The following is a 25,175-nucleotide window of genomic DNA, read 5'->3' on the forward strand; positions in this document are numbered from 1 at the left end:
TAGTGGTCACGATCAACGGCACAGTGCGCTGCGGGCGATTCGGAACAGTCCTACCCGCTGTTGCGGAGAGCTGTCGCCAGTCCGTTCATCGTCAACTGGATGGCGCGCCGGATCTGTGGTGAGTCGTCGCCTGCGCGGAATCGTTGAAGCAGTTCCACTTGGAGCAGATTGAGCGGTTCGAGGTACGGGAATCTGTTCACGACCGAACGCTTCAGCGCATCGTTGTCGGCGAGGAGATCGTCGGTGCCGGTGATCGCCGCGCACATCGCGATGGTGCGTTCGTGCTCGTCGACGATCATGGTGAAGACCCGCTCCCGGAGTTCGACGTCGGGCACCAGCTGCGCGTAGCGGTGCGCCAGCCCCATGTCGCTCTTCGCGAGGACCTGCGCCATGTTCGACATGACCGACCGGAAGAACGGCCAGCGACGGTAGTAGTCGGAGAGAACGGCGAGGCGATCGGGGTCGTCACCGATCCACTCGGCGAACGCGGTTCCCGTTCCGTACCAGCCCGGCAGCATCACCCGGCACTGAGTCCACGACAGCACCCACGGAATCGCACGCAGGTCGGAGATCGCGGTGGTCTGCTTCCGCGACGTCGGGCGGCTTCCGATGTTCAGGGCGCCGATCTCCGACAACGGTGTCGATGCGGTGAAGTACTCGACGAACCCCGGCGTGTCGTGCACCAGTCGCGAGTAGGCGGCACGTGCGGACACGGCGAGCTCGTCGAACACTCGGTACGCCTCCGCGGACTCGTCACCGAGGCCCTCGACGTCGAGCAAGGACGATTCGAGTGTCGCGGCGACCAACGACTCCAGGTTTCGCCGAGCCCGGACCGGCTCGGCGTACTTCGCGGCGATGATCTCGCCCTGCTCGGTGAGCCGCAGCGAGCCCTGCACCGCACCCGGTGGCTGCGCGAGGATCGCGTCGTAGCTCGGGCCGCCGCCGCGACCGACCGTTCCGCCGCGTCCGTGGAAGAGCCGGAGGCGGATGCCTGCGGCGCGTGCCGCGTCCACCAGGTCGAGTTCGCCGCGATACAGGGCCCAGTTGGCGGCGAGGTAGCCGCCGTCCTTGTTGGAGTCGGAGTAGCCGAGCATCACCTCGTGGACGTCGCCCTGGGACCGGATCAGTTCGCGGTAGAACGGCACACCCAGTGCGGCAGTGAGGATGCCCGCGCCGGCCTGGAGGTCTTCGATGGTCTCGAACAGCGGGACCACTCGCACGCTGCACGCCGGTGAGCCGTCGCCCGCATCGAAGAGACCGGCTTCCTTGAGGAGGATCATCGCCTCCAACATGTCCGAGACGGACTGGCACATGCTGATGATGTACACCGGCACGGCCTTCGCTCCGAAGCGCTCGACCGCGGCCGCGGCCGCGTGCACCACCCCCAGTTCCTTCACCGCGAGTTCGCTGAGCCGGGCGTCCGGACTGGTCAGCGGCCTGCGCGACGTGAGCTCCGCGGTCAGCACCGCGACTCGTTCGTCCTCGTCGAGGGACGCGTAGTCGTCACACACGCCAGCCCACGCGAGCAGCTCGCCGACAACCTCTTCGTGCGTCTCGGAGTTCTGGCGCATGTCCAGACCCGACAGGTGGAACCCGAAGGTGCGGACCGCCTCACGGAGAGCCGCGAGACGGTCGTCGGCGATCGCGTCGTCCACGACCGCGCGCAGGGCGGCGTCGATCACGTCGAGGTCGGCGAGGAACTCCGCCGCGTCGGTGTAGGGCTCCGCTGCTGCCGCGAGAGATCGGTCGGCGGGCGCCACCACATCGTTGCCGAGGGTGACGACAGCCCGCGCCAGCAACCGTGAGCGGACGGCGGTCACCGCCGACCGGAACGGCTCGTCGTCCACGCCGTCCGGCGTCTCGGGCGCGTACCCCGCTCCCAGGGCCGTCAGGTCGTCGGTCACTCCACTGATCAGACGCACCGACATGCTGAGCTCTTGATGCAGGGCGGTGAGCTCAGCCAGGTGATGCCGCATGGCGGTGGCCGCGGCCGCCGACGTCGCCTCGGTCACGATGTCGCCGGTGACGAATGGATTGCCGTCGCGGTCGCCACCGATCCACGAGCCCATAGTGATGATCGACGTGTCGAGTCGTGCACTGGGGAACGCCGCCTGCAGAGCTCTCCTGACGTCGTTGTTCAACGACGGGATCACGTCGAAGAACGAGGCGCCGTAGTAGCGGAGACCGGTGGTGATCTCATCGCTGATCGTCAGCCGACGCATCCGGATGAGCGCCGTCTGCCACAGCATCAGGATGTGACGGGAGATCTCCCGAGTGATCGTCGACTCCTCGTCGGCGGTCAACTCGGTCCGCCCGCGGACGCGCATGAGTTCGTTGATGCGGTTCTGTGCGTCGAACACACTCTTGCGACGGGTCTCGGTCGGGTGAGCGGTGATCACAGGAACCACGTTGGCGTCGGCGATCAACCGATGCACACGCTCGTCGTTCAGCCCGGCGTCGGCCAGTCGGGCGAACGTCGCGCCGAGCGACGACGCCTGCGGCGGGTCCCCGGCGATCAGATGAATCCGTCGCCGTCGCTCGCGGTGAAGGTCTTCGGCGAGGTTGGCCAACAGTGCGAAGTTGGTGAACGCGCGGATCACCGGCATCAGTTCCGACACGTCTCTGCCGGTGTATCGCTCCGCCAGTTCGTCGCGCGACACGTCCTGGTATCGGATGCCGAACGCATCCCTCCGCGAGTCCTCGACGAGGTCGAACACGTCGTCGCCGGCCTGGGATCGGATCACCTCACCGAGCAGTCCGCCGAGAAAGCGAATGTCGTCACGCAGTGGTTCGGTCGCCGACCGGCCGGTGTCGTCGACCCGAATCCGGTCGACCATCGGCGTTGCGATCGCCCGCGCGATCGCTTCGGGATCGTGATGCGGCTCGGGTGTCATGTCCTCAAGTTACGCGCGTTCGGTCTCGGCGGCACGGAATGGACAGCACGGCGAATGTACCTCTGCGACTGACGATCCGACAGCTATTCGACTCAGCGTGCGCCTTAGTCTCCGTCTTCGTCCACGGTCGGCTTACGGTCGTATCCGGTTACGAGCGTCAGCGACAAGCCCTGGCTTGCTGGCCGGCAACCCTCCACTGTGCGGCGGGGTGCTCCAGGTGAGAACCCGACCGTGCGCTCCCTGCGCCTCGGTAAGCGCAAACCCAGTAAGGACTCCCCCGTGACTGCTGTCATATCCCCGTCGTCTCCCGGATCGGTCGGCCCCGTGAACCGTCCGGGCGACGACGATCTCCTCGCCGCGCCGGTAGTCGGCGCACGCCATCCGTGGCAGTGGGTCGGCACCGGCGTTGTGCTCGTGCTGACGGCGATGCTCGTCCACACGCTCGTCACCAACGACCGGTTCCAGTGGGACGTCGTCGGCAACTACTTCACGAGTTCGTCTGTGCTCAACGGACTGTGGCTCACCCTGTGGCTGACGGCCGCGACCATGATCGTCGGCTTTGCGCTCGGTGTCCTGCTGGCAGCGATGCGCCTCTCGTCGAGCCCGGTCCTGTCGTCGATCAGTTTCGGGTACGTCTGGTTGATCAGGTCAGTCCCGCCACTCGTCCAGCTGCTGTTCTGGTTCCAATTGGCGTCGCTGTTCCCCCAACTCTCGATCGGCGTCCCGTTCGGCCCGAGTTTTGTCACATTCGACACCGCCACACTCATCACCGGGGTGGTCGCGGCTTTCATCGCTCTGACGCTCGACGTCGCAGCCTTCTCCGCAGAGATCGTTCGCGGTGGACTGCTGTCGGTCGACGAGGGCCAGACCGAGGCTGCGCAGTCGCTCGGCCTGAGCCGTTCGCGGATCTTCTGGCGGATCGTGCTGCCGCAGGCCATGCCCGCCATCGTTCCGTCCACCGGAAACCTGTTGATCGGACTGCTGAAGGCCACCTCCATCGTGAGCGTGATCGCGGTTGAGGATCTCCTGTACTCGACACAGCTCATCTACCAGCAGAATTACCTCGTCATCCCGCTGCTCCTGGTGGCGACGGTCTGGTACATTATCCTCACGACCATCCTGTCGATCGGCCAGTACTTCGTTGAACGTCACTACAATCGGGGCCGTCGTCGACAGCAGCCGTCGTCGTTCGCTCAGACGTTCCGCGACAACCTGCCGCTGTTCGGGACCTTTCAGCGCCGCACCGCTGGAGGCGAGGCATGAGCCGCCCGCTGGTCCGCGTGCGTGGACTCACCAAATCATTCGGGGCACACCCCGCGTTACGAGGCATCGACCTCGACGTGAACGAGGGCGAAGTCACCGTGCTCCTCGGTCCGTCGGGATCGGGTAAGTCGACACTGCTCCGCACCGTGAATCACATCGAGAAGCCCGACGCGGGATTCGTTGAGGTCGACGGCGACATCATCGGCTATCGGCACGTCGGCGGACGCCTCCGCGAACGCCCGTCTCGCGAGATCGCAGCGCAGCGTGCTCGGATCGGAATGGTCTTCCAGCAGTTCAACCTGTTCGGACACCAGACCGTTGCCCAGAACATCATCGAGGGCCCTGTCGCCGCGGGCGAGTCCCGTCGCGACGCCCTGCGCCATGCTTCAGAGCTTCTCGAGCGAGTCGGACTCGCCGGGCGCGAAGGCTCGTACCCGCGCCAACTGTCCGGCGGTCAACAACAGCGCGTCGCCATCGCCCGGGCCCTTGCACAACGGCCGAGCTTGATGCTGTTCGACGAACCGACCAGTGCGCTCGACCCCGAACTCGTCGGAGAGGTGTTGTCGGTGATCCGCGACCTCGCCGCCGATGGCATGACGATGCTGATCGTCACTCACGAGCTGGGCTTCGCCCGAGAAGTCGCCGACACCGTCGTGTTCCTCGAGGACGGCAGGATCGTCGAATCCGGACCGCCCGACGACGTGCTCCTCTCACCGGTCAACGAACGGACCCGGTCGTTCGTGTCGGCCGTTCTCTGAACTCGACTCCCACTCCCTGTTCTTCCTCCTCGAAAGGCTCCACCGTGCCCACTTCACATTCCCGACGCCGCTCGGTCCGCTTCGCCTCGGCGACCGCGGCCCTCCTCGCAGCCGCATCCTTGGCCGTGACTGCCTGCGGTTCGTCCGACGACCCCAGCACCGACGCCAGCGGCGATGCACCCGCCGTGCCCACACAGGACGTCGTGTCCGGCATCAGGAAGGTCGACGCCATCGCCTCGAAACTGCCGGCCGATGTCCGGTCGGCGGGCAAGCTCACGATCGGAACCATCAAGACTCCAGGACTCGCGTCCCTTCCCATCGGCGGAGAAGTCGACGGCGAGCCCGTCGGGCTCCACCGCGACCTCACCGACGCCGTCGCAAAGGTGCTCGGCCTCACGGCGGACTACCAGTACGGAACGTTCCCGTCGATCCTGCCCGGCATCCAGAACGGCCGCTACCAAGTCGGCCAGGCCAACTTCAGTGTGACCAAAGACCGGGAGAAGGTCGTCGACTTCGCGACCTTCGTCACCGACGGACAAGGGTTCCTCGGCGCCGAAAAGGTGACACAGGACAAGTTCACGCACATCAGCGACGCCTGCGGGTATCGGATCGGCACCGCGCCGGGATCGTCGTTCCAGACTCTGCTCGAACAGAACGCCGACGCCTGCAAGAAGATCGGCAAGCCCGACTGGACCGTCCAGTACTTCACCGACTCCGCACCGATCACCCTCGGCTTGCAGAACGGCAAGCTCGACCTCTACTTCGGGCCGTCACTCGCTTTGCAGTACGCGGAGTCGAGGATCCCCCATACGCGGTATCTCGGTGAGATCTACAAGTCGCCGGTGGGCTTCATCACCGGCAAGGGCTCACCCATCGCACCCGCGATCGTCGACGCCGTGAACGAACTCATCACCACCGGCGATTACCAGAAGATCTTCGACAAGTGGAAGGTCCCCGGCAACAAGATCGAGCGATCTGAACTCAATCCCGCCACGACCTTCTGACGCGTCGACGTTCTGACGTACACGCGCACAACGAGGAGCCCCACCACCATGACTGATCACTTGCATCTCGCCGTCGCCCTCGACGGCGCGGGCTGGCATCCCGCCGCATGGCGCGAGTCGCAGGCCCGCCCTGCCGACCTGTTCGACGCCGCCTACTGGATCGACCTCGCCAGGACAGCCGAACGGGGACTGCTCGACTTCGTCACCGTCGAAGACGCCCTCACCGTCCAGTCGGACGACCCGTTCTCCCCGGACGAACGCACCGACCGGGTACGGGGACGGTTGGATGCGGTCGAGATCGCCGCTCGTGTCGCGCCGACCACGACCTCCATCGGATTCGTGCCGACGGCTGTCGTGACCCACACCGAGCCGTTCCATCTCTCCAAGGCGGTCGCCACTCTCGACTACGTGAGCAGCGGCCGGGCCGGGCTGCGGGTCCAGGTCGCTGCGACACCGCAGGCGAACGCCAACGTCGGTCGACGACAGATCCCCGATCTCCGCATCACCGACGTCGGCACGGACGAGTTCACCGCCGCCGAGTCGGCGTTGTTCGGGGAGGCCGCCGACTACGTCGAGGTCGTCCGTCGCCTCTGGGACAGCTGGGAGGACGACGCCGAGATCCGCGACGTCACAACCGGCCGATTCATCGACCGACACAAACTGCACTACATCGACTTCGCGGGTGCCGACTTCTCAGTGAAAGGACCGTCGATCACTCCTCGCCCACCGCAGGGGCAACCGCCCGTCACAGTTCTCGCACATCTGCCCCGTGGCCTGGAGCTCATCGGCGAGTCCGCGGACATCGGGCTGATCACTCCGCACACCCAGGAAGAGGCCGCCGACAGTGTCGCGACGATCCACGCCGCCGCGGCGGCAGCGGGCCGCAACGGCGAGACGATCCATGTGTTCGCTGACCTCGTCGTCTTCCTCGACGACACCGACCACGATGCGCACGAGCGCGTCGCTCGGCTCGACGATGCCGCGGGAGCGGCGTTCCGCAGCGACGCTCCGGTGTTCGTCGGCACGGCGGCCGGTCTCGCCGACCTGCTGGTCGAGCGTCAGTCGGCAGGGCTCAGCGGATTCCGGCTACGGCCCGGGACGCTCCCGACCGATCTCGATCGGATCGTCGACGGTCTGGTCCCCGAACTTCAGCGGCGCGGAGCGTTCCGGTCCGAGTACCCGAAGTCGTCGACCCTGCGTGGACTGCTGGGGTTGCCACGCCCGACCAACCGCTACGCGACCGCACAGTCGTAGACAGGAGATTCCATGTCCACCACAGCACACTCCGAACCCGTCAAGCAGATCCACATCGCCGCGCACTTCCCCGGGGTCAACAACACCACAGTGTGGAGCGACCCGGAGGCCGGCAGCCACATCGAGTTCGACAGTTTCCGCACATTCGCGCAGGAGGCGGAGCGCGGCAAGTTCGACTTCTTGTTCCTCGCCGAAGGCCTACGGCTTCGTGAGCAGAACGGACAGATCTACGATCTCGACGTCGTCGGACGACCCGACACGTTCACGATTCTGTCCGCACTAGCCGCCGTCACCGATCGTCTCGGCCTCGCCGGCACCATCAACTCGACGTTCAACGAACCGTACGAGGTGGCGCGTCAATTCGCCTCCCTCGACCATCTCTCCGCCGGTCGAGCGGCCTGGAACGTCGTCACCAGCTGGGACGAGTTCACCGGAGAGAACTTCCGGCGCGGCGGCTTTCTCGCCGAAGAGGATCGCTACGGTCGCGCCGAATCGTTCCTGTCCGCCGCGCAGACCCTGTGGGACTCGTGGCGGGACAACGACGTGATCGCCGACAAGGCGGCAGGGCGCTTCCTGAGCCGCCCGGACGCGGGGGCATACTCCTACCACGACCGGTTCTTCGACATCGAAGGACGATTCAACGTGCCGCGGTCCCCGCAAGGTCGACCGGTCGTCTTTCAGGCAGGCGACTCCGACGCCGGCCGCGAGTTCGCGGCGGCTCAAGCCGATGCGATCTTCTCTCGGCACGGCGATCTCGAAACGGGCACGAGGTTCTACGCCGATGTGAAGCGGCGGCTGGCCAAGTACGGTCGCCGTCATGACGAACTGCTGATTCTTCCCGCAGTCACTTTCGTGCTCGGCGACACCGATGCGGAAGCCGCCGACGCCGCGGCCGAGGTTCGCCTCGCCCAGGTGTCTGCGGCCACCGCGACCCGGTTCATCGAACAACTCTGGAACGTCGCACTTCCCGACTTCGACGCCGACGGGTCGTTCCCGTCGTTCGACCCTGTCGAAGGCGAGTCCACGGTGTCCAAGGGACGCGCGAGCGTCCGCATGCTCGGACGCGAAGCCGCAGAGGTCGCGGAACAGTGGCGGGCCATCGCAGCCGCAGAAGGGCTGTCGGCTCGAGAGGTCGTCGCAAAGGCCTTCCACCGCGGCGGACTCGTCGGCTCACCGGAGACCGTCGCTCACCAGTTGAACGACCTCGTCCAGTCGGACGCCGCGGACGGCGTCATCCTCGCCCCGCACATCACGCCGGGCGGCCTCACCCCGTTCGTCGACAAAGTGATCCCGATCCTGCAGGAGTGGGGAGTCTATCGGACCGACTACGACGGCACCACGCTGCGAGACCATCTCGGCCTCACGCGTCCCGAACCGACCACCAGCCGAGAGGCCGCCTCATGACCACCACCGACCTGTCCGTCCTCGACCTCGTGCCGATAACCACCGGATCGACGGCTGCCGACGCCCTGCACAACTCGATCGACCTGGCGCAGCAGGCGGAACGCTTCGGTTACCGCAGATACTGGTTCGCCGAGCATCATCTGAATCCGGGGGTCGCCGGGACATCGCCCGCTGTGGTCTTGGCGCTGACCGCCGCTGCGACGTCGACCATCCGCATCGGTACCGCCGCGGTGCAACTCGGCCACCGAACCGCCTTGTCGACCGTCGAGGAGTTCGGCCTGCTCGACGCCTTGCACCCGGGCCGCATCGACCTCGGGCTCGGCAGGTCCGGCGGCAAGCCCCCGAAGGTGTTGGCGACGACGGCTCCTCCGGCTCGCGAGATCGTCGACGGACGGACAGAGAACGGCCTGCGTGTTCCGGAGCCGTTCTCGTTTGCGAGCCTTCTCGACAATCCTCGAATCGGCTTGATCCAGCGGCTTCTCCAGTTGCCCGGCGCAACCCCGCAGGACTACACCGAACAGGTCGACGACATCCTCGCTCTCATCGCTGGGACTTTCCGTGATGAACTCGATCAGGAGGCTCACGTGGTCCCCGGCGAAGGCGCCGACCTGCAGGTGTGGATCCTCGGGTCGAGCGCAGGCGAGAGCGCGACCGTGGCGGGTACGAACGGGCTTCGATTCGGCGCGAACTATCACGTGAGCCCGGGTACCATTCTCGACGCCGTCGACGCCTATCGATCGGCGTTCGTCCCGTCCAGAGTCCTCGACCAGCCGTATGTGAGCGTCTCGGCCGACGTCGTCGTCGCACCGACACACGACGACGCGGTCGAGCTCGCCGAGGGCTACGGGCCGTGGGTCCGCAGCATCCGCACCCTGCAGGGCGCCATCGAGTATCCGACGCCGGCCCAGGCCCGGGCCCTCCCGTGGACCGACGACGATGCGGCACTCGTCGCCGACCGCGTCGACACCAGATTCGTCGGCACCGCCGTCGAGGTCGCCGACCATCTCGAACGCTTGCGGGATGCGACCGCAGCCGACGAACTGGTGATCACCACGATCACACATGGGCACGCCGAGCGGGTCCGCTCGTACGAACTGCTGGCCGACGAGTGGGCCCGGCGGTGACGGCTGTCGACACGAGCATCCTCGACAATCCTGCTTTCGCGGCGCTCAACGGACCGCACAGCGGGTTCGCCGAACGGGTGGGCGCAGCTGTGCGCTATCCGACGGACGTCTCCCCGTTCACCGCGATCCCCTCAGATCCGACCGCGGACGACTGGGCCGACCTCGCAACACTCGTCGGGCCGGGCGGAGTGGTCGCGTTCGGCTCGCCGAGCGGGATCACACCGCCCACCGGATGGTCGGTTGTGTTCGAGGGCGCCGGCGCCCAGTACGTCGGCGATCGTGTAGAGGCTGTCCGCGACGAACGCAGCGTGGTGCTGACCGGAGCGGATGTGCCGGAGATCCTCGACCTCATCGATCGGACCGAACCCGGCCCGTTTCTGGCCCGCACGGTGCAACTCGGCACATATCTGGGCATCCGCCAGCACGGAGCACTCGTGGCCATGGCCGGTGAACGACTCCGCCTGCCCGGGTGGACTGAGATCAGCGCGGTGTGCACGGACCCCGCAGCACGCGGACAGGGTCTCGCGTCGGCTCTGGTCCGGCACGTCGCGGCGAACATCGTCGCGACCGGGTCGACGCCGTTCCTCCACGTCGCGGCGGACAACCCCGCCCGACGGCTGTACGAGGACCTCGGTTTCACTCTCCGCGCCGAAGTGGTGTTCACCGCACTCACCGCCCCCAGCCCGTAGGCAAGCGTTGACAGACGAAGGAGCCCGGCAGGTCCGATCTGGACCTGCCGGGCTCCTGCTGATGAACGAGGCTCGTCAGCCGCCGAACTTGATGTTCAGGCCGACACCGACGATCAGGATCACCCAGACCAGACCGACGAACACCGTCAGGCGGTCGAGGTTCTTCTCCACGACCGACGATCCGGAAAGGCTCGACTGCACGCCGCCGCCGAACAGGGACGACAGGCCGCCGCCCTTGGCGCGGTGCAGGAGCACGAGCACGATCAGCAGGAGGCTGGTGATGACCAGGCCGATGTTGAGCGCGAGAGTCACGAGTCGTCTGTCCTGTCAGTGGAGGAAAAGTAGTGTGGCAGGCCGTCCCCGACAGTGCGGGGACGACCTGCCACAGTCTACGTGATGGGTACTGCGATCAGAGAAGCGGCCCACCGGCGGCGATCGCCGACAGCTGAGCGAATTCGTCAGCCTTGAGCGATGCTCCGCCGACGAGTGCACCGTCGACGTCCGCCTTGCCGACGATGTCGCCGACGTTCTTGGCGTTGACGCTGCCGCCGTACAGAACTCGTACGCCGTCCGCCGTCGCCTGATCCGCGAGCTCGACGAGCGCACCGCGCACGGCGGCGCACACCTCTTGAGCGTCGTCGGCGCTGGCCACCCGGCCTGTGCCGATGGCCCACACCGGCTCGTACGCGACGACGACCTTGGCGATGTCGGCGGCCGACAAGCCTGCCAGCGACGCCTTGATCTGCTCGACGTTGTACGCGACGTGGTCGCCCGCTTCACGGACGTCCAGGCCCTCGCCGATGCACACGATCGGTGTCAGACCGTGACGGAGAGCCGCCTTGGTCTTCGCCAACACCGTCTCGTTCGACTCGCCGTGCAGCGTCCGACGCTCCGAGTGCCCGACGACAGCGTAGGTGCAGCCCAGCTTCGCCAGGAAGGCGCCGCTGATCTCACCGGTGTACGCACCCGAATCGTGCTCGGAGACGTCCTGCGCACCGTAGGTGAGCAGGAGCTTGTCGCCGTCGACGACAGTCTGGACGCTGCGAATGTCGGTGAACGGCGGGATCACCGTCACGTCGACCTTCTCGAAGTACTTCTCCGGCAGCGCGAAGGCGATCTTCTGCACCAGGGCGATGCCCTCGAGGTGATTCAGATTGCACTTCCAGTTGCCTGCAATCAAGGGTTTGCGAGCCACGACTCAGACCTCCAGAACGGAGAGGCCGGGAAGTTCCTTGCCCTCCAAGTACTCCAGCGACGCTCCGCCGCCGGTCGAGATGTGCGAGAACGCCTCATCTGCCAGTCCGAGTGCACGGACGGCGGCAGCCGAATCGCCACCTCCGACGACGCTGAACGCGCCGTTGGCCGTGGCCTGGGCGATCGCCTCGGCCACACCGCGAGTACCGGCGGCGAACTTCTCGAACTCGAAGACGCCCGACGGTCCGTTCCAGAACACGGTCTTGGCTCCGGTGAGGACGGCGGCGAACCGCTCGACGGTGCCGGGACCGATGTCCAGACCCATCCCCTCGGTGAAGCCGTCCGCTGTCATCGCGATCGACGTCTGCGCGTCGGGTGCGAACTTGTCGGCCACGACGATGTCGTGCGGCAGGTGGATCACGTCGCCGAAGCGCTCCAACAGATCCTTGCAGGTGTCGATCATGTCGGCCTGCAGGAGCGAATCGCCCACGGGGCTGCCCTGCGCCTTGATGAACGTGAACGCCATGCCGCCGCCGATCACCAGAGTGTCGACCTTGGGGGCCAGCGCCTCGATCACGGCCAACTTGTCGGACACCTTCGAACCGCCGAGAACCACCGCGTACGGGTGTTCGACGTCGCCGGTGATCTTCGCCAGGACGTCGACCTCGGTGGCGACCAAGTCGCCCGCGTACGCCGGGAGCACCTTCGCGACGTCGTAGACCGACGCCTGCTTGCGGTGCACCACACCGAATCCGTCGGAGACGAACGCGCCGTCGTCGCCGACCAGTTCGACGAGCGCCGCTGCGAGCTGAGCCCGTTCGGCGTCGTCCTTGCTGGTCTCGCGGGGATCGAAGCGGATGTTCTCCAGCAGCAGGACGTCACCGTCGGTGAGTCCCTCGGCGCGCGCGAGTGCGTCGCTGCCGACGACGTCGCCCGCGAGCTGGACATTGCGTCCGAGCTCTTCGGCGAGACGCGCGGCGACCGGTGCCAGCGAGAGCGCGGGATCCGGTTCGCCCTTGGGGCGTCCGAGGTGCGCTGTCACGATGACCTTGGCGCCTGCCTCCACCAACTGGCGGATGGTGGGCGCCGAGGCGATGATGCGGCCCGCGTCGGTGATCTGACCGCCGTCGAGCGGAACGTTCAGGTCTGAGCGGACGAGCACGCCGCGTCCCTCGACGCCGTCAGCGAGGAGGTCCTTCAGGGTACGGACTGCCATGGATTCAGAGCGACTTCGCGACGAGGCCGATGAGGTCGGCGAGGCGGTTCGAGTAGCCCCACTCGTTGTCGTACCAGGAGACGATCTTGACCTGGTCGTCGATCACCTTGGTCAGGCCGGCGTCGAAGATCGACGAGTGCGGGTCGGTGACGATGTCGCTCGAGACGATCGGGTCCTCGGTGTACTTCAGGATGCCCTTGAGCGGACCTTCCGCAGCCTTCTTCATGGCGGCGTTGATCTCGGCGGCGGTGGCCGGCTTCGCCAGGTTGGCGGTGAGGTCGGTGACCGAACCGGTGGGGATCGGCACGCGGAGGGCGTAGCCGTCGAGCTTGCCGAGAAGCTGCGGGAGGACAAGGCCGATGGCCTTGGCGGCACCGGTGCCGGTCGGGACGACGTTGGTGGCGGCGGCGCGCGCACGACGCAGGTCGCTGTGCGGGCCGTCCTGCAGGTTCTGGTCCTGGGTGTAGGCGTGGACCGTGGTCATCAGACCCTTGACGATGCCGAACTCGTCGTCGAGGACCTTGGCGATCGGGCCGAGGCAGTTCGTGGTGCACGACGCGTTCGAGATGATGGTCTGGCTGCCGTCGTACTGGTCGTCGTTGACGCCCATGACGATGGTGATGTCCTCACCCTTGGCCGGAGCCGAGATGATGACCTTCTTCGCGCCGGCCTCGAGGTGGCCCTTGGCCTTCTCTGCGTCGGTGAAGATGCCGGTCGACTCGACGACGACGTCGACGCCCAGCTCGCCCCAGGGAAGCTCGGACAGCGGGCCGCGGTGCGAGAGCGCCTTGATCTTCTGGTCGCCGACGACGATGGTGTCATCGCCTTCGAGCGACACGTCGTGGGGCAGGCGACCCAGGATCGAGTCGTACTTGAGCAGGTGCGCGAGAGTCGCGTTGTCGGTCAGATCGTTGACGGCGACGATCTCGATGTCGGTGGTGCCCAGCGCCTTCTGCGCATCCACGGCACGGAAGAAGTTGCGGCCGATGCGGCCGAAGCCGTTGACGCCTACGCGAACAGTCACTGTTGTGCTCCTTAAGCGGTGAGTGAAGGGTCGAGAGGGTGTCGCGACCCGCTGGCTCCTAGCCTAGTGGTCCGTCTCTCGCGGTTCACCAGAAGGTCTCAAGATCCTCCCCGCCGGCCGCGCAGTCCCCCGCCCGTCGAGCGCGCAGTCCCCGCCCGTCGAGCGCAGTCGAGACGCCCGGCCGACTATGCGTCGTCCATCAGGTCGGCGGTGACGGCCGATTCGGTGTCCGGCAGGCCTTCCGTTCGTGCCTTCTTGTCCGCCATCGACAGCAGGCGACGGATTCGGCCCGCCACCGCGTCTTTTGTCATCGGCGGATCGGCGAGCTGACCGAGTTCCTCCAGCGACGCCTGTCGGTGCTGGACGCGCAGCGAGCCCGCCGCGACCAGATGATCGGGCACCTCGTCGCCGAGGATCTCGAGGGCACGTTCCACTCGGGCTGCAGCTGCGACGGCGGCCCGCGCCGAACGACGCAGATTGGCGTCGTCGAAGTTGGCGAGACGGTTCGCGGTCGCCCGCACCTCGCGCCGCATCCGGCGCTCTTCCCACACCAGACGGGTGTCGTGGGCGCCCATCCGCGTCAGGAGCGCTCCGATGGCCTCACCGTCCCGGATGACCACGCGATCCGCTCCGCGCACTTCGCGCGCCTTCGCTGTCACACCGAGTCGACGGGCGGCGCCGACGAGCGCGAGTGCGGCCTCCGGTCCGGGGCAGCTCACCTCCAGCGCGGACGAACGGCCGGGCTCGGTCAACGAGCCGTGCGCGAGGAATGCCCCACGCCACGCGGCTTCTGCGTCGCCGACGCTGCCGCCGACCACCTGGGCGGGCAGTCCGCGGACCGGACGACCCCGCATGTCCAGAAGTCCGGTCTGGCGTGCAAGACCCTCACCGTCCTTCGTGACACGAACGATGTACCTGGCGCCCTTGCGAGCACCGCCCGACCGCAGAACGTGCACGTCGGAGGCGTACCCGAACAGATCGTGGATCTCCTGCCGTAGACGCCTGGCGACGTTGCCGAGATCGACCTCGGCTTCGACCACCACGCGCCCCTGTTGGATGTGAAGGCCGCCGGCGAACCGCAGAAGCGCCGAGACCTCCGCCTTGCGGCAGCTGATCTGAGTGACCGCCAACCTGCTCAGCTCGTCTTTGACCGCACCGGTCATCGCCACGTGTCGACGCCTCCTATAAACAAAGTGATATCTCCCCCAGGGTACTGACAGCACACCCCGAGCAAACCTCGGGGGCGTCAACCGTAGTGCCGTCGACCTTACCGGTCCGAGTGGTCACTCAGCAGGCGACTCAGAGTGTTCGCGGACTTACGCGGGTCGTGTTCGTGAGTTCCGGGCACGGCCAGGTCGGCGACCACCAAGCGGGCGCCGAACGACGCCGCTGCTCGCACCAGGTGATCTCGCTCGGCGCCTGCAGGCACGGACGCCGCATCGACCACCACGTCGTCGACTCCGACGGTGTCTGCGTGCGCGTGCAGGACGTGCAGGTGCCGTTCGACGGAGAAACCTGTCGTCTCCCCTGGCTCGTTGGCCAGGTTCACGAACAGAACCTTCCGTGCGTTCGTCGACTTCAACGCTCTGACCTGGGATGGGACGAGTACGTGCGGGATCACGCTGGAGAACCATGATCCGGGCCCCAACGTGACGACGTCGGCGTCGATGATGGCGGCGGCCGCCTCGTCGCATCCCACCGGCTCGAACGGATTGACCCGCACACGTCGGACGGTTCCGGGAGTGGTCGCCACCGCCACTTGTCCGCGGATCACCCGACTGACGCGCGGGTCCGATTCGAGGCCCGTGACATCGGCTTCGATGACAAGCGGCACCGTCGACATCGGCAGGACTCGACCGTCGATCCCGAACAGGTCGACCATCGCGTCCAACGCCTCGACGACGTCGCCGGTGAGTTCTTCGACACCCGCCAACATCAGGTTGCCGACCGGGTGACCGGCGAGCGCTCCATACCCGCCGAGGCGGTGCTGCAGGATGCGCGCCCACCGCTTGTGCCTGCGAGCCACCGCCGGATCGACAGCGTTCCAGTGATCGATCGCCGCGGGAGCGCCCATCAGTGCCGCCAACGCCATGCGCAGATCACCCGGCGGAATGCCGCCGAGTTCGTTGCGGAGTCGGCCCGACGAACCGCCGTCGTCGCCGACGGTGACGATCGCGGTCACGTCGGGCGTGAGGTACCGCAACGCGGTGATCGTGTTGAAGAGCCCGTGACCGCCGCCCAGAGCGGCCGCGCGGATCGGCGCCGTCACTCGCGTCCCAGGTCGCGGTTGGTCACCTGCACCTTGTACAACGGGGAACCGTCGTCGTCCGAGGCCTCTTCGAGCCGGCGCGCAAGCTGCTGCGACATCGCGACGCTACGGTGTTTGCCACCCGTGCAGCCGACACCGATCGTCATGTAGCCCTTGCCTTCGCGCTTGTATCCGCGCGCGACGATGCCCACCAGGTCGACGTATCGGTTGATGAACTCGAGTGCGTCCTCCTGGCCGAGGACGTAGTCGCGCACCTGCGGGTCGAGACCGTTGTGTTCGCGAAGCTCCGGAATCCAGTACGGGTTGGGCAGGAACCGGACGTCGACCACGAGGTCGCAGTCGATCGGCAGGCCGTACTTGAATCCGAACGACTGCACCGCCACTGTCAGCCCCGTTCCACCGACGTTCGGGAACGTGCTCTCGACGATGGCCCGCAGCCGAGTGGAGCTCAGATTCGAGGTGTCGATCACGGTTCCCGCGCTCGCCTGAACTCCGGCGAGCATCGCGCGTTCGGCGGCGATTCCCTCGCTGAGGGTCCCGTTCCCCTGCAGCGGATGCCTGCGCCGGACCTGTTCGAACCGTCGCACGAGGACGTCGTCGGACGCGTCCACGAACACGATGGACGTACGGGCGCCGCCCGCTTCGAGGTCGTCACGCAGTTCCGCGATCTGTTCGCTGAACTGCGGGTCGCCTGCCCGGACGACAAGGGCGATCTTTCGCGCGCCCACTTCGTCGCTGCGCACCATCTCGATCAGTTGCCCGATCAGCGACACCGGGACGTTGTCCGAGACGTACCACCCGTCGTCCTCGAGGACATTCGCCACCGACGTCCGGCCCGCGCCGGACATGCCTGCGACGAACAGGACCGTCGCCGGACCCTCCCCTGTCGATCCATGACTGTCACCCACTGGTCACATCCTCCCTTGTGGACTCGTCTGCGCTGAGCGCGTCGCGCACTGACTGCGCGGTGGTTGCACCGATCCCCGGCACCTGCGAGATCTCGTCGACCGTCGCCTTCTTGAGGTTGGCGACCGATCCGAAATGGGTGAGGAGCGCCGTCCGACGGGTGGCTCCGAGCCCCGGGATCCCGTCGAGCGCCGACGCGGTCATCCGCTTGCTCCGTTTGCTGCGGTGAAAGGTGATCGCAAAACGGTGCGCCTCGTCGCGCACACGCTGCAGCAGGAAGAGCGCTTCGCTGTTGCGTGGCAGGATCACCGGCTCATCATCGCCCGGAACCCACACTTCTTCGAGCCTTTTGGCCAGTCCGATGATCGCGACGTCGGTGACACCGAGTTCTTCGAGGACTGCCGCGGCGGCGTGCACCTGGGGTGCGCCGCCGTCGACCACGAACAGATTCGGCGGGTATGCGAACCGGCGCTTCTTTCCCTCTTCGGCGGAGACCTCGCCGGCCGCGATCGCAACGGGTTCGTCCCCGTCGACAGGAGGCGGCGTCGCCTCGCCGCCGCGATGTCGGAGGAAGCGTCTACGGGTGACTTCGGCGATCGATGCGACATCGTCCGAGCGACCGTCCCCTGCGGCCTCCTTGATGCCGTAATGCCGGTAGTCGGACTTGCGAGGCAGCCCGTCCTCGAAGACGACGAGGGACGCGACGACATCGGTGCCCTGAACGTGCGAGATGTCGATGCATTCGATGCGCAGCGGAGCGACGTCGAGGCCGAGGTGCTCCTGCAGTTCGGTCAGTGCCGCCGACCTGGTCGTCAGGTCACCCGCACGCTGGAGTTTGTGGCGAGCGAGCGCATCGGAGGCGTTCCGTTCGACGGTGGTCATCAGGTTGCGCTTGTCGCCGCGCTGCGGGACGCGAATGTCGACTCGCGCGCCGCGCCGCTGTGTGAGCCAGTCCTGCATCTGGTCGACGTCGTCGGGCAATGCCGGGACGAGCACCTCGCGGGGAATGCCGGAGCTCATGTCCGACTCGGCGCCGTAGAACTGTGTGAGGAACGACTCGACCTGTTCGGCGAGTGTCGCATTCTCCTGCACTTCGACCACCCAGCCGCGTTCTCCGCGGACTCGTCCGTCGCGGACGTGGAAGATGGTCACCGACGATTCGAGTTCGTCTCCGACCATGGCGATCACGTCGGCGTCCGTGCCGCTCCCGAGCACCACCGCCTGTTTCTCCATCGCACGGCGCAGCGCGGACGTGTCGTCACGCAGACGCGCGGCTCGTTCGAAATCGAGTTCTTCGGCCGCGCTGGTCATCTCACGTTCGAGTCGACGGATGAGACCGTCGGTCTTGCCCGCGAGGAAGTCGCAGAAGTCGTCGACGATCGCTCGATGCTCGTCGGCGTCGACCCGTCCGACACACGGCGCCGAGCACTTGTCGATGTACCCGAGCAGGCAGGGGCGCCCCATCTGCTCGTTGCGCCGGAACACCCCCGTGGAGCAGGTGCGGATCGGGAACACACGGGTCAAGAGGTCGACAGTCTCGCGGATCGCCCATGCGTGGGCATACGGCCCGAAGTACCGGACACCGGGCTTGCGCGCGCCGCGGTAGACGAACACTCGCGGGTACGTCTCGTTGAGCGTCACCGCGAGCATCGGATAGGTCTTGTCGTCGCGGTAGCGGACATTGAACCGCGGATCGAACTCCTTGATCCAGTTGTATTCGAGCTGCAGCGCCTCGACTTCGGTGCCGACGACGGTCCACTCGACGGACGCCGCCGTCGTGACCATCTGCCGGGTCCGCGGATGCAGTCCGGTGATGTCGGCGAAGTACGACGTCAACCGAGAGCGCAGGTTCTTCGCCTTGCCGACATAGATCACTCGCCGGTGTGCGTCGCGGAACTTGTAGACGCCCGGATCGGTGGGGATCGCCCCGGTAGCGGGGCGGTAAGTCGACGGGTCTGCCACGGTCTCCAGGTTAGCCGTCGGGTCCGACAACCCGTTCGCCGCCGGGTCGACGGCGGAGGTTCCCCGAATCACGGCGCAAAGTCGCCCTACGCGTCAGTACCGCAAGAATCAGGGAACCTCAAACGCGTCGAGGCCACGGATGCCAGGTGCCGCAGATCTGGTCGAGACGACCTCTCACCGCACGCGCACGATCGCGCCGAAAGTCCTGAAGTGCCGACTCTGTTCCACTCTGGCCCCATCGTCCAGGAACATCGAAGACATGTGAGATCCGCATGCGGAGCCGTCCGTCGACACTCTCGCGGTAATGACCGTCGGCGATCGCGAAGGCGAGGTCTTCGACACGTTCCGCCTCGGTGATTGACGATTCATCACACGCATCGCACATGCACGTCGGGATTCCGACGTCGTGGAGAAGCCCGCAGCGCACGACCAGGCCGGGATTCTGGAAGTCGAAGCCGAGCGGCGCTGCCTGCTCGTCGCGTGGCGTCAGCGTCACTCGTCGATTCGGCGCGCCGTACGGCTGTATCGCCGGTGGATCAGCTTCTTCGGTGACCGTCACGTCGAAGTTCTCGGCCAGGTGCGCTATCACCGACTCGGCAACATCGGTGAGCTGATCGAAGCGTTCCGTCGCCGACATCGTGACGTAGTCGTCCTCGGCGGGTTGTGAGTCGACGGCATTGAACCGGGAGCCGTACTCGACGACGCGTCCGTCACAGGCGACGAACGAGTAAACACGCAGGTCCGGGCGGACGTATCCGTCCGACGCGGGCCGGGTCACGGCGTCGGCCGACTGTACTTCGTGTACAGCTCGCGGAAGGTCTCCATGGCATCGACGGCGCGGTCGCCGTCGCGCGACTGAACGGCCAGCACCGGGACGTGCTCGTCCGACGGCAGGAGCAGTCGCGCGGCGAAGCCCTTGTCCGGGTACTCGAGGCCGCGCACCACGTCCCAGGTGAAGACCCGCTCGCCCACCAAGGTGCGCACGCCCACACCGTCCGGACCCACGCGCAGTCGCGTCCGGAAGACGAGCAGGACAGCTCCAGCGATGACCAGACCGATCGCGATGAGACCGATCTTGTCGGACCATTCGACTCCGACACCCGTGTACGAGATGTCCAAGAGCAGCCCGAACACGAGGTGAATGGCGATGACCACGCCCGCCACCCAGAGTCCGGTCCGACGCAACCACTGCGGGTGGTAGGTGTAGTCCCACACCTCCGCCCCGGTCGACGGCGCTCCTAGTGCACTCACGCCAGCTTCCGGAGCGTGAGCGCGGATGCGATCGCGGCGGTCATCGCCTGAGCGCCCTTGTCCTCCGACGATCCGGGAAGTCCCGAACGGTCGAGCGCCTGCTGCTCGTCGAGAGTGGTGAGCACACCGTTGCCGACCGGCGTCGACTCGTCGAGTGACACGCGGGTGAGGCCCGCGGTGACGGCGTCGCAGACGTACTCGAAATGCGGTGTGCCGCCCTTGATGACCACGCCGAGCGCGACGACCACATCGTGTGTGCGTGCCAGCGCCTGCACGATCACCGGGAGTTCGATTGCGCCGGCCACCCGCACCACGGTCGGATCGGTGACGCCCGCGCCCGCCGCTGCTCGCGTCGCACCGTCGAGCAGTGCGGTGCAGATCGTCTCATGCCACTGGGACGCGGCGATGGCGACCTTCAGTCCGCTCGCGTCCTCCAGGTCGAGTGTGGGTTCTCCGTGGCCGCTCATGCCTGCGTGCCCTCTCCGTCGAAGTCGTCCAGTCCTTCGAGCATATGGCCCATCCGGTCACGCTTGGTCTTCAGGTAGTGGAGGTTCTCCGAGTTGGCGCGGAGCGGCATCGGAACGCGATCGACGATCTGCAGACCGTAGCCGTCGAGTCCGACGCGCTTGGCCGGATTGTTCGTCAGCAGTCGCATCGACCGGACGCCGAGGTCGACGAGGATCTGTGCGCCGAGACCGTAGTCGCGGGCATCGGCGGGCAACCCGAGTTCGAGGTTCGCGTCGACGGTGTCGTGACCCGCGTCCTGCAGCTGGTAGGCCTGGAGTTTGTGCATGAGGCCGATGCCCCGGCCCTCGTGGCCACGCATGTAGAGCACCACGCCACGACCTTCGGCCGCGACCATCGCCATCGCTGCCTCGAGCTGCGGACCGCAGTCGCACCGCAGCGAACCGAAGACGTCGCCGGTGAGGCATTCGGAGTGGACGCGGACCAGGATGTCCTCGCCCTTGCCGTCCTCACCCGAGACGTCGCCCATGACGAGTGCCACGTGCTCGGCGTCGTCGTACGGGCTCGAGTAGCCGACCGCGCGGAACACACCGTGGACGGTGGGGATCCGCGCGTCGGCGACGCGCTCGACGTGCTTCTCGTTGCGGCGGCGCCACGCGATCAGGTCGGCGATGGAGATCATCGCGAGGTCGTGCTCGTCGGCGAAGACGCGCAGTTCCTCGGCGTGGGCCATGTGGCCTTCGTCCTTCTGGCTGACGATCTCGCAGATCGCGCCCGCGGGCGACAGCCCGGCGAGCTTCGCTAGATCGACCGCGGCCTCGGTGTGGCCGGGGCGACGCAGCACGCCGCCCTCGCGGGCACGGAGCGGCACCACGTGACCGGGACGGGTGAAGTCGTGCGGCTGCGCCGTCTGGTCGGCGAGCTTGACCATCGTGGTGGCGCGGTCCGCCGCACTGATGCCGGTGCCGACTCCCTCGCGGGCATCGACGGTCACCGTGTACGCCGTGCCGTGACGATCCTGGTTCTGCGCGATCATCGGCGGCAGACCGAGCCGGTCGCAGTCGTCGCCTTCGAGCGGAACGCACAGGTAGCCGGACGTGTAGCGGACCATGAACGCGACGAGTTCAGGCGTCGCCTTCTCCGCCGCGAAGATCAGGTCGCCTTCGTTCTCGCGGTCCTCGTCGTCGACGACGACGACGGCCTTGCCCGCCGCGATGTCGGCGATGGCCCGGTCGATCGAGTCCAGTTTCACTTCGGTCTGCTCGCTCATCACTGCTGTCCTTCTGCCCGGCCGGCGCCATGCAGGCGCTCGACGTACTTCGCGATCACATCGACTTCCAGGTTCACCCGGGCATCGGTCGCGGTGATGCCCAGCGTGGTCTCCGACAGAGTCGTCGGAATGAGAGAGACTTCGAGCCAGTCGCCGCGGTCGTCGTCGCGCCCGATCGACGAGACCGTCAGCGAGATGCCGTCGATCGTGATCGACCCCTTCTCGACGACGTAGCGCGACAGGTCTCCTGGGACGGCGATGCGGACGACGGTCCAGTTCTCGGACGGCCAGACGGACACGACAGTGCCGACGCCGTCGACGTGGCCCTGCACGATGTGCCCGCCGAAACGTCCACCCGCTGCCATCGCTCGTTCAAGATTGACGGTCGCGCCGGGTCCGAGGTTGTCGAGTGAACTACGGCGGAGCGTCTCGGCCATCACGTCCACGGTGAACGCTCCGTCGTCGAGTTCGACGACGGTGAGGCACACGCCGTTGACGGCGATCGAGTCGCCGAACGACGCGTCGCTCGTCACGAGGGGTCCGCGGATGCGGAAACGTGCGGCTTCTGCGAGGTCCTCGCGGCCGATGATTTCGCCGCGTTCCTCAACAATTCCGGTGAACACCGTCTCTCCTTTGCACAGGTGCGCTCGGGACAGACAGATGACGGCACGGTGCCGCACTGCCGTTCTCTCGTATCCGGACTATGACCGTCGGCTCCGGAATCTCACCAGAATCTGCTGACCTCACATCGTGTCCGATGAGAGCGCTCGCGGGCTCGTCCCTGAGTTGAAGGGCATCACCGCCGGTGGGGACTTTCACCCCGCCCCGAGAACTACCTTTCGAAGGTAGCACGCACATCACAAGGAGCGTGGTACACGTATGGTCCATCGGCGCGAAGCGTCCCACTGTGCGAGAGGAACTCCCCCGAAATGTCCGTCAACGACACCAACACGCCAGCTCACGACGCCTCGAGTTTCCTCCGGCAGTACTGGCTTCCGATTGTGATCACTGTGATCGCGATGATCTTTATCGCCACGAACACCGACTCGGCTCAGTTCACCGCGCTCTGGTGGAACCTCGACGCACCCCTGTGGCTGATGCTCGCGGTCGTCACGCTGATCGGGTTCGTCGTCGGCTGGTTCGTCGGACGACGCAGCAGGCGCTAATCCCTCCGCGGATGCAGGACGACGAGCAGGTCGTCGCCCAGGACCTCGACGGCCCCGCGCTCGAAGCGGTGCGCATCGGTGAGTGTGTGAACGCATCCGTCGTCCACGGATGCGGCGCCCCCGCCGAGAAGCGTCGGCGCGAGGTAGACCTGCACTTCATCGGCGAGACCGGCGGCCAGGAAGGCGCCCACGATGCGCGGTCCGCCCTCGACGATCACCCGGAGCGCGTCCGGCAGCGCTTCGAGCACATCGCGCGGGTCGTGTGACCGCACCTGGAGGAAACCGTTCTCACCGCTGCGGAGTCGTGCGCCTGCCGGAACGTCGCGGCGCCCCATGACGACTCTCGTCGGTTGATGCGGATACAGCGAGCCGTCGGGACGTCGGGCGGTGAGCGACGGATCATCGGTGATCGCGGTGCCGGTGCCGACGACGATGGCGTCGACCGCGGCGCGCTCACCGTGGGCGTGTTCCCGGGCCTGCGGTCCGGTGATCCACCGGCTGGTCCGGTCGGGTGCAGCGATCCGCCCGTCCAGCGTGGAAGCCACTTTCACGGTCACCATCGGCCGCCCACGGCGCTGCCGGAATAGCCACGCTCGCAGAGGGCCCGCCTCGACGACGCTGGCGAGCACTCCCGCCGTGACCTCGACGCCCGCATCGAGCAGAGTCTGCGCACCACCGGAAGCCGTCGGATTGGGATCGGTGACGGCGTAATGCACCGCGGCGACGCCCGCGTCGATGAGCGCCTGAGCGCACGGACCGGTGCGACCTGTGTGGTTGCACGGTTCGAGCGTGACGACCGCGGTGCCGCCGAGCGCCGCGTCACCGGCAGCGCGCAACGCCATCACCTCGGCGTGCGGCCCGCCGGGCGGCTGAGTGTGCCCGACGCCGACGACCATGCCGTCGGCGTCGAGGATCACCGCCCCGACCGGAGGATTCGGCGAGCTCGACCCTCGGGCGTGCGCCGATTCGGCGACCGCTCGGCGCATCGCGGTCTCGATCATCGCCGGTCAGGCGTTCTCACGGACTACGGTGGCCTTACGACGCAATTCAGCGACACGGGCCGCGGGATCGTCACCGCCGTACACGGCCGAACCGGCGACGAAGCAGTCGACGCCGGCCTCAGCGGCCTGCTCGATCGTCGAGTCGGCGATGCCGCCGTCGATCTCGACGAGAAGGCGGAGATCCCCGCGGTCGATGATCTTGCGGATCGCCCGCACCTTGTCGAGGACCTCGGGCATGAACTTCTGCCCCCCGAACCCCGGTTCCACACTCATCACGAGCAGCGTGTCGAAATCGCGAAGGATCTCCAGGTACGGCTCGAGTGCAGTCCCCGGCTTGAGTGCGAGCCCTGCCTTGCCGCCTGCGGCGCGGATGTCGCGAGCCACCGACGACGGATCGTCCGTGGCTTCGGCGTGGAACGTCACGTTGTAGGCGCCCGCCTCTGCGTACGGCGGCGCCCAGCGTCCGGGGTCGGCGATCATCAGGTGGCAGTCGAGCGGGATGTCGGTGGCCTTCAGCAGACTCTCGACCACCGGCATGCCGAGGGTCAGGTTGGGCACGAAGTGGTTGTCCATCACATCCACGTGCACCCAGTCGACTCCGGGGTCGACGTCGGACGGCCCGACGGCCGCGATCTCCGACGCCAGGTTCGCGAAGTCGGCGGACAGGATGGACGGAGCGATCATCGGTGCCGGACGGCCGGGGTTGCACATGGCGGCCATTCTAAACCGCGGCCGCGGCCGCGCTGTCTCCGACGCGGCTTCGGCCGTGAGCCGTCACCCGCCGTCGACGGACGGCCTGGTACCGGTGGTTCCACAGCAACACCACAAGACTTCGCAGCGACCCTCAACGACGAACGCTGCACTCCTCGACGTAAACCGACACTTCGTCGACAAACGCGGCCTCCCTGAAGGCCGCGTTTGTCAGTCAGGGGCGCGGCGAGGACCCACTGTGCCGGTCCCTTCGGGAGCAACGCCAGAAGACGCCATGACCAGCAGGGAACCGGCCGATGCGCGCTGAACCAGCCACCGCCCGTCGTCCCAAGCATCTCTTCGCCAAACGT

Annotated in this window: 24 protein-coding genes and 2 riboswitches; of the genes, 8 read left to right on the top strand and 16 right to left on the bottom strand. The window is 66.8% G+C overall.

All coding sequences use genetic code 11. From position 1 onward, the window contains the following. Window positions 1–50 precede the first annotated feature (50 nt). Complete coding sequence (ppc, locus tag GM1_RS07995) at window positions 51–2,894, bottom strand: phosphoenolpyruvate carboxylase (protein ID WP_008377901.1); 2,844 nt, start codon at window positions 2,892–2,894, stop codon at window positions 51–53. A 146-nt stretch (window positions 2,895–3,040) separates the two neighbouring features. Further along, a riboswitch (SAM riboswitch) is annotated at window positions 3,041–3,157 on the top strand. 16 nt (window positions 3,158–3,173) lie between these two features. Between ppc and GM1_RS08000 the strand changes: the two genes are divergently transcribed. Genes GM1_RS08000 through GM1_RS08030 form a run of 7 tightly spaced genes read left to right on the top strand, consistent with a single transcriptional unit; the run spans window position 3,174 to window position 10,390 of the window. Next, window positions 3,174–4,157 (top strand): amino acid ABC transporter permease, encoded by a 984-nt coding sequence (locus tag GM1_RS08000; RefSeq protein ID WP_052005351.1) that lies wholly within the window; start codon window positions 3,174–3,176, stop codon window positions 4,155–4,157. Further along, the gene (locus tag GM1_RS08005; RefSeq protein WP_008377903.1) at window positions 4,154–4,915 is read left to right on the top strand and encodes an amino acid ABC transporter ATP-binding protein; all 762 of its coding nucleotides are present in this window, start codon (window positions 4,154–4,156) and stop codon (window positions 4,913–4,915) included. The genes GM1_RS08000 and GM1_RS08005 overlap by 4 nt, the downstream gene beginning before the upstream one ends. 44 nt (window positions 4,916–4,959) lie before the next feature. Next, window positions 4,960–5,919 carry a transporter substrate-binding domain-containing protein gene (locus GM1_RS08010; protein WP_008377904.1) on the top strand — a complete coding sequence of 320 codons (960 nt, stop codon included), beginning with the start codon at window positions 4,960–4,962 and terminating at the stop codon, window positions 5,917–5,919. Window positions 5,920–5,967: 48 nt separating this feature from the next. After that, a complete protein-coding gene (locus GM1_RS08015; protein WP_008377905.1) occupies window positions 5,968–7,173 on the top strand; it encodes an LLM class flavin-dependent oxidoreductase in 1,206 nt (401 codons plus the stop codon). Between the two features lie 12 nt (window positions 7,174–7,185). Beyond that, on the top strand, window positions 7,186–8,577 hold the full coding sequence (locus GM1_RS08020; protein ID WP_008377907.1) for an NtaA/DmoA family FMN-dependent monooxygenase: 1,392 nt from the start codon (window positions 7,186–7,188) through the stop codon (window positions 8,575–8,577). Beyond that, on the top strand, window positions 8,574–9,701 hold the full coding sequence (locus tag GM1_RS08025; RefSeq protein ID WP_008377909.1) for an LLM class flavin-dependent oxidoreductase: 1,128 nt from the start codon (window positions 8,574–8,576) through the stop codon (window positions 9,699–9,701). The genes GM1_RS08020 and GM1_RS08025 overlap by 4 nt, the downstream gene beginning before the upstream one ends. Next, a complete protein-coding gene (locus GM1_RS08030) occupies window positions 9,698–10,390 on the top strand; it encodes a GNAT family N-acetyltransferase (RefSeq protein ID WP_008377911.1) in 693 nt (230 codons plus the stop codon). Before GM1_RS08025 ends, GM1_RS08030 begins: the two co-directional genes overlap by 4 nt. 75 nt (window positions 10,391–10,465) lie before the next feature. On the opposite strand, the gene secG is transcribed toward GM1_RS08030, so the two are convergent. The 13 genes from secG to GM1_RS08095 form a co-directional block, all read right to left on the bottom strand. Continuing rightward, complete coding sequence (gene secG / locus GM1_RS08035; protein WP_008377913.1) at window positions 10,466–10,702, bottom strand: preprotein translocase subunit SecG; 237 nt, start codon at window positions 10,700–10,702, stop codon at window positions 10,466–10,468. 97 nt (window positions 10,703–10,799) lie between these two features. Then, window positions 10,800–11,585 carry a triose-phosphate isomerase gene (tpiA, locus tag GM1_RS08040; RefSeq protein ID WP_008377915.1) on the bottom strand — a complete coding sequence of 262 codons (786 nt, stop codon included), beginning with the start codon at window positions 11,583–11,585 and terminating at the stop codon, window positions 10,800–10,802. A gap of 3 nt (window positions 11,586–11,588) precedes the next feature. Next, window positions 11,589–12,800 (bottom strand): phosphoglycerate kinase, encoded by a 1,212-nt coding sequence (locus tag GM1_RS08045; protein WP_008377918.1) that lies wholly within the window; start codon window positions 12,798–12,800, stop codon window positions 11,589–11,591. Between the two features lie 4 nt (window positions 12,801–12,804). Continuing rightward, a complete protein-coding gene (gene gap, locus GM1_RS08050; protein WP_008377919.1) occupies window positions 12,805–13,824 on the bottom strand; it encodes a type I glyceraldehyde-3-phosphate dehydrogenase in 1,020 nt (339 codons plus the stop codon). A gap of 185 nt (window positions 13,825–14,009) precedes the next feature. After that, complete coding sequence (gene whiA, locus GM1_RS08055) at window positions 14,010–14,987, bottom strand: DNA-binding protein WhiA (protein WP_174316864.1); 978 nt, start codon at window positions 14,985–14,987, stop codon at window positions 14,010–14,012. Window positions 14,988–15,091: 104 nt separating this feature from the next. Next, a complete protein-coding gene (locus tag GM1_RS08060) occupies window positions 15,092–16,093 on the bottom strand; it encodes a gluconeogenesis factor YvcK family protein (protein ID WP_008377923.1) in 1,002 nt (333 codons plus the stop codon). Then, complete coding sequence (rapZ, locus tag GM1_RS08065) at window positions 16,090–17,001, bottom strand: RNase adapter RapZ (protein WP_008377925.1); 912 nt, start codon at window positions 16,999–17,001, stop codon at window positions 16,090–16,092. The genes GM1_RS08060 and rapZ overlap by 4 nt, the downstream gene beginning before the upstream one ends. Further along, window positions 16,994–18,961 carry an excinuclease ABC subunit UvrC gene (uvrC, locus tag GM1_RS08070; protein ID WP_008377927.1) on the bottom strand — a complete coding sequence of 656 codons (1,968 nt, stop codon included), beginning with the start codon at window positions 18,959–18,961 and terminating at the stop codon, window positions 16,994–16,996. The genes rapZ and uvrC overlap by 8 nt, the downstream gene beginning before the upstream one ends. Before the next feature lie 118 nt (window positions 18,962–19,079). Continuing rightward, window positions 19,080–19,739: a DUF6226 family protein gene (locus tag GM1_RS08075; RefSeq protein ID WP_008377929.1), complete on the bottom strand. Its 660-nt coding sequence runs from the start codon at window positions 19,737–19,739 to the stop codon at window positions 19,080–19,082. Further along, window positions 19,736–20,212 carry a PH domain-containing protein gene (locus tag GM1_RS08080; RefSeq protein ID WP_008377932.1) on the bottom strand — a complete coding sequence of 159 codons (477 nt, stop codon included), beginning with the start codon at window positions 20,210–20,212 and terminating at the stop codon, window positions 19,736–19,738. Before GM1_RS08080 ends, GM1_RS08075 begins: the two co-directional genes overlap by 4 nt. Next, window positions 20,209–20,679, bottom strand: a complete 471-nt coding sequence (ribH, locus tag GM1_RS08085; protein WP_008377934.1) for a 6,7-dimethyl-8-ribityllumazine synthase — start codon at window positions 20,677–20,679, stop codon at window positions 20,209–20,211. Before ribH ends, GM1_RS08080 begins: the two co-directional genes overlap by 4 nt. After that, a complete protein-coding gene (locus GM1_RS08090) occupies window positions 20,676–21,947 on the bottom strand; it encodes a bifunctional 3,4-dihydroxy-2-butanone-4-phosphate synthase/GTP cyclohydrolase II (RefSeq protein ID WP_008377935.1) in 1,272 nt (423 codons plus the stop codon). Before GM1_RS08090 ends, ribH begins: the two co-directional genes overlap by 4 nt. Further along, window positions 21,947–22,570 (bottom strand): riboflavin synthase, encoded by a 624-nt coding sequence (locus GM1_RS08095; protein WP_008377936.1) that lies wholly within the window; start codon window positions 22,568–22,570, stop codon window positions 21,947–21,949. The genes GM1_RS08090 and GM1_RS08095 overlap by 1 nt, the downstream gene beginning before the upstream one ends. A gap of 57 nt (window positions 22,571–22,627) precedes the next feature. Continuing rightward, window positions 22,628–22,784, bottom strand: a riboswitch (FMN riboswitch). 92 nt (window positions 22,785–22,876) lie between these two features. Between GM1_RS08095 and GM1_RS08100 the strand changes: the two genes are divergently transcribed. After that, the gene (locus GM1_RS08100) at window positions 22,877–23,113 is read left to right on the top strand and encodes a lipopolysaccharide assembly protein LapA domain-containing protein (protein WP_008377938.1); all 237 of its coding nucleotides are present in this window, start codon (window positions 22,877–22,879) and stop codon (window positions 23,111–23,113) included. Here GM1_RS08100 and ribD read toward each other — a convergent pair. Continuing rightward, entirely contained in the window at window positions 23,110–24,114 is a 1,005-nt protein-coding gene (ribD, locus tag GM1_RS08105) for a bifunctional diaminohydroxyphosphoribosylaminopyrimidine deaminase/5-amino-6-(5-phosphoribosylamino)uracil reductase RibD (protein ID WP_008377940.1), read from the bottom strand. The two genes, GM1_RS08100 and ribD, sit on opposite strands and share 4 nt — an antisense overlap. A gap of 6 nt (window positions 24,115–24,120) precedes the next feature. Next, a complete protein-coding gene (gene rpe, locus GM1_RS08110; protein WP_008377942.1) occupies window positions 24,121–24,825 on the bottom strand; it encodes a ribulose-phosphate 3-epimerase in 705 nt (234 codons plus the stop codon). Between the last annotated feature and the right edge of the window lie 350 nt (window positions 24,826–25,175).

The organism is Gordonia malaquae NBRC 108250 (assembly GCF_000344135.1).
GTDB classification, from domain to species: domain Bacteria; phylum Actinomycetota; class Actinomycetes; order Mycobacteriales; family Mycobacteriaceae; genus Gordonia; species Gordonia malaquae.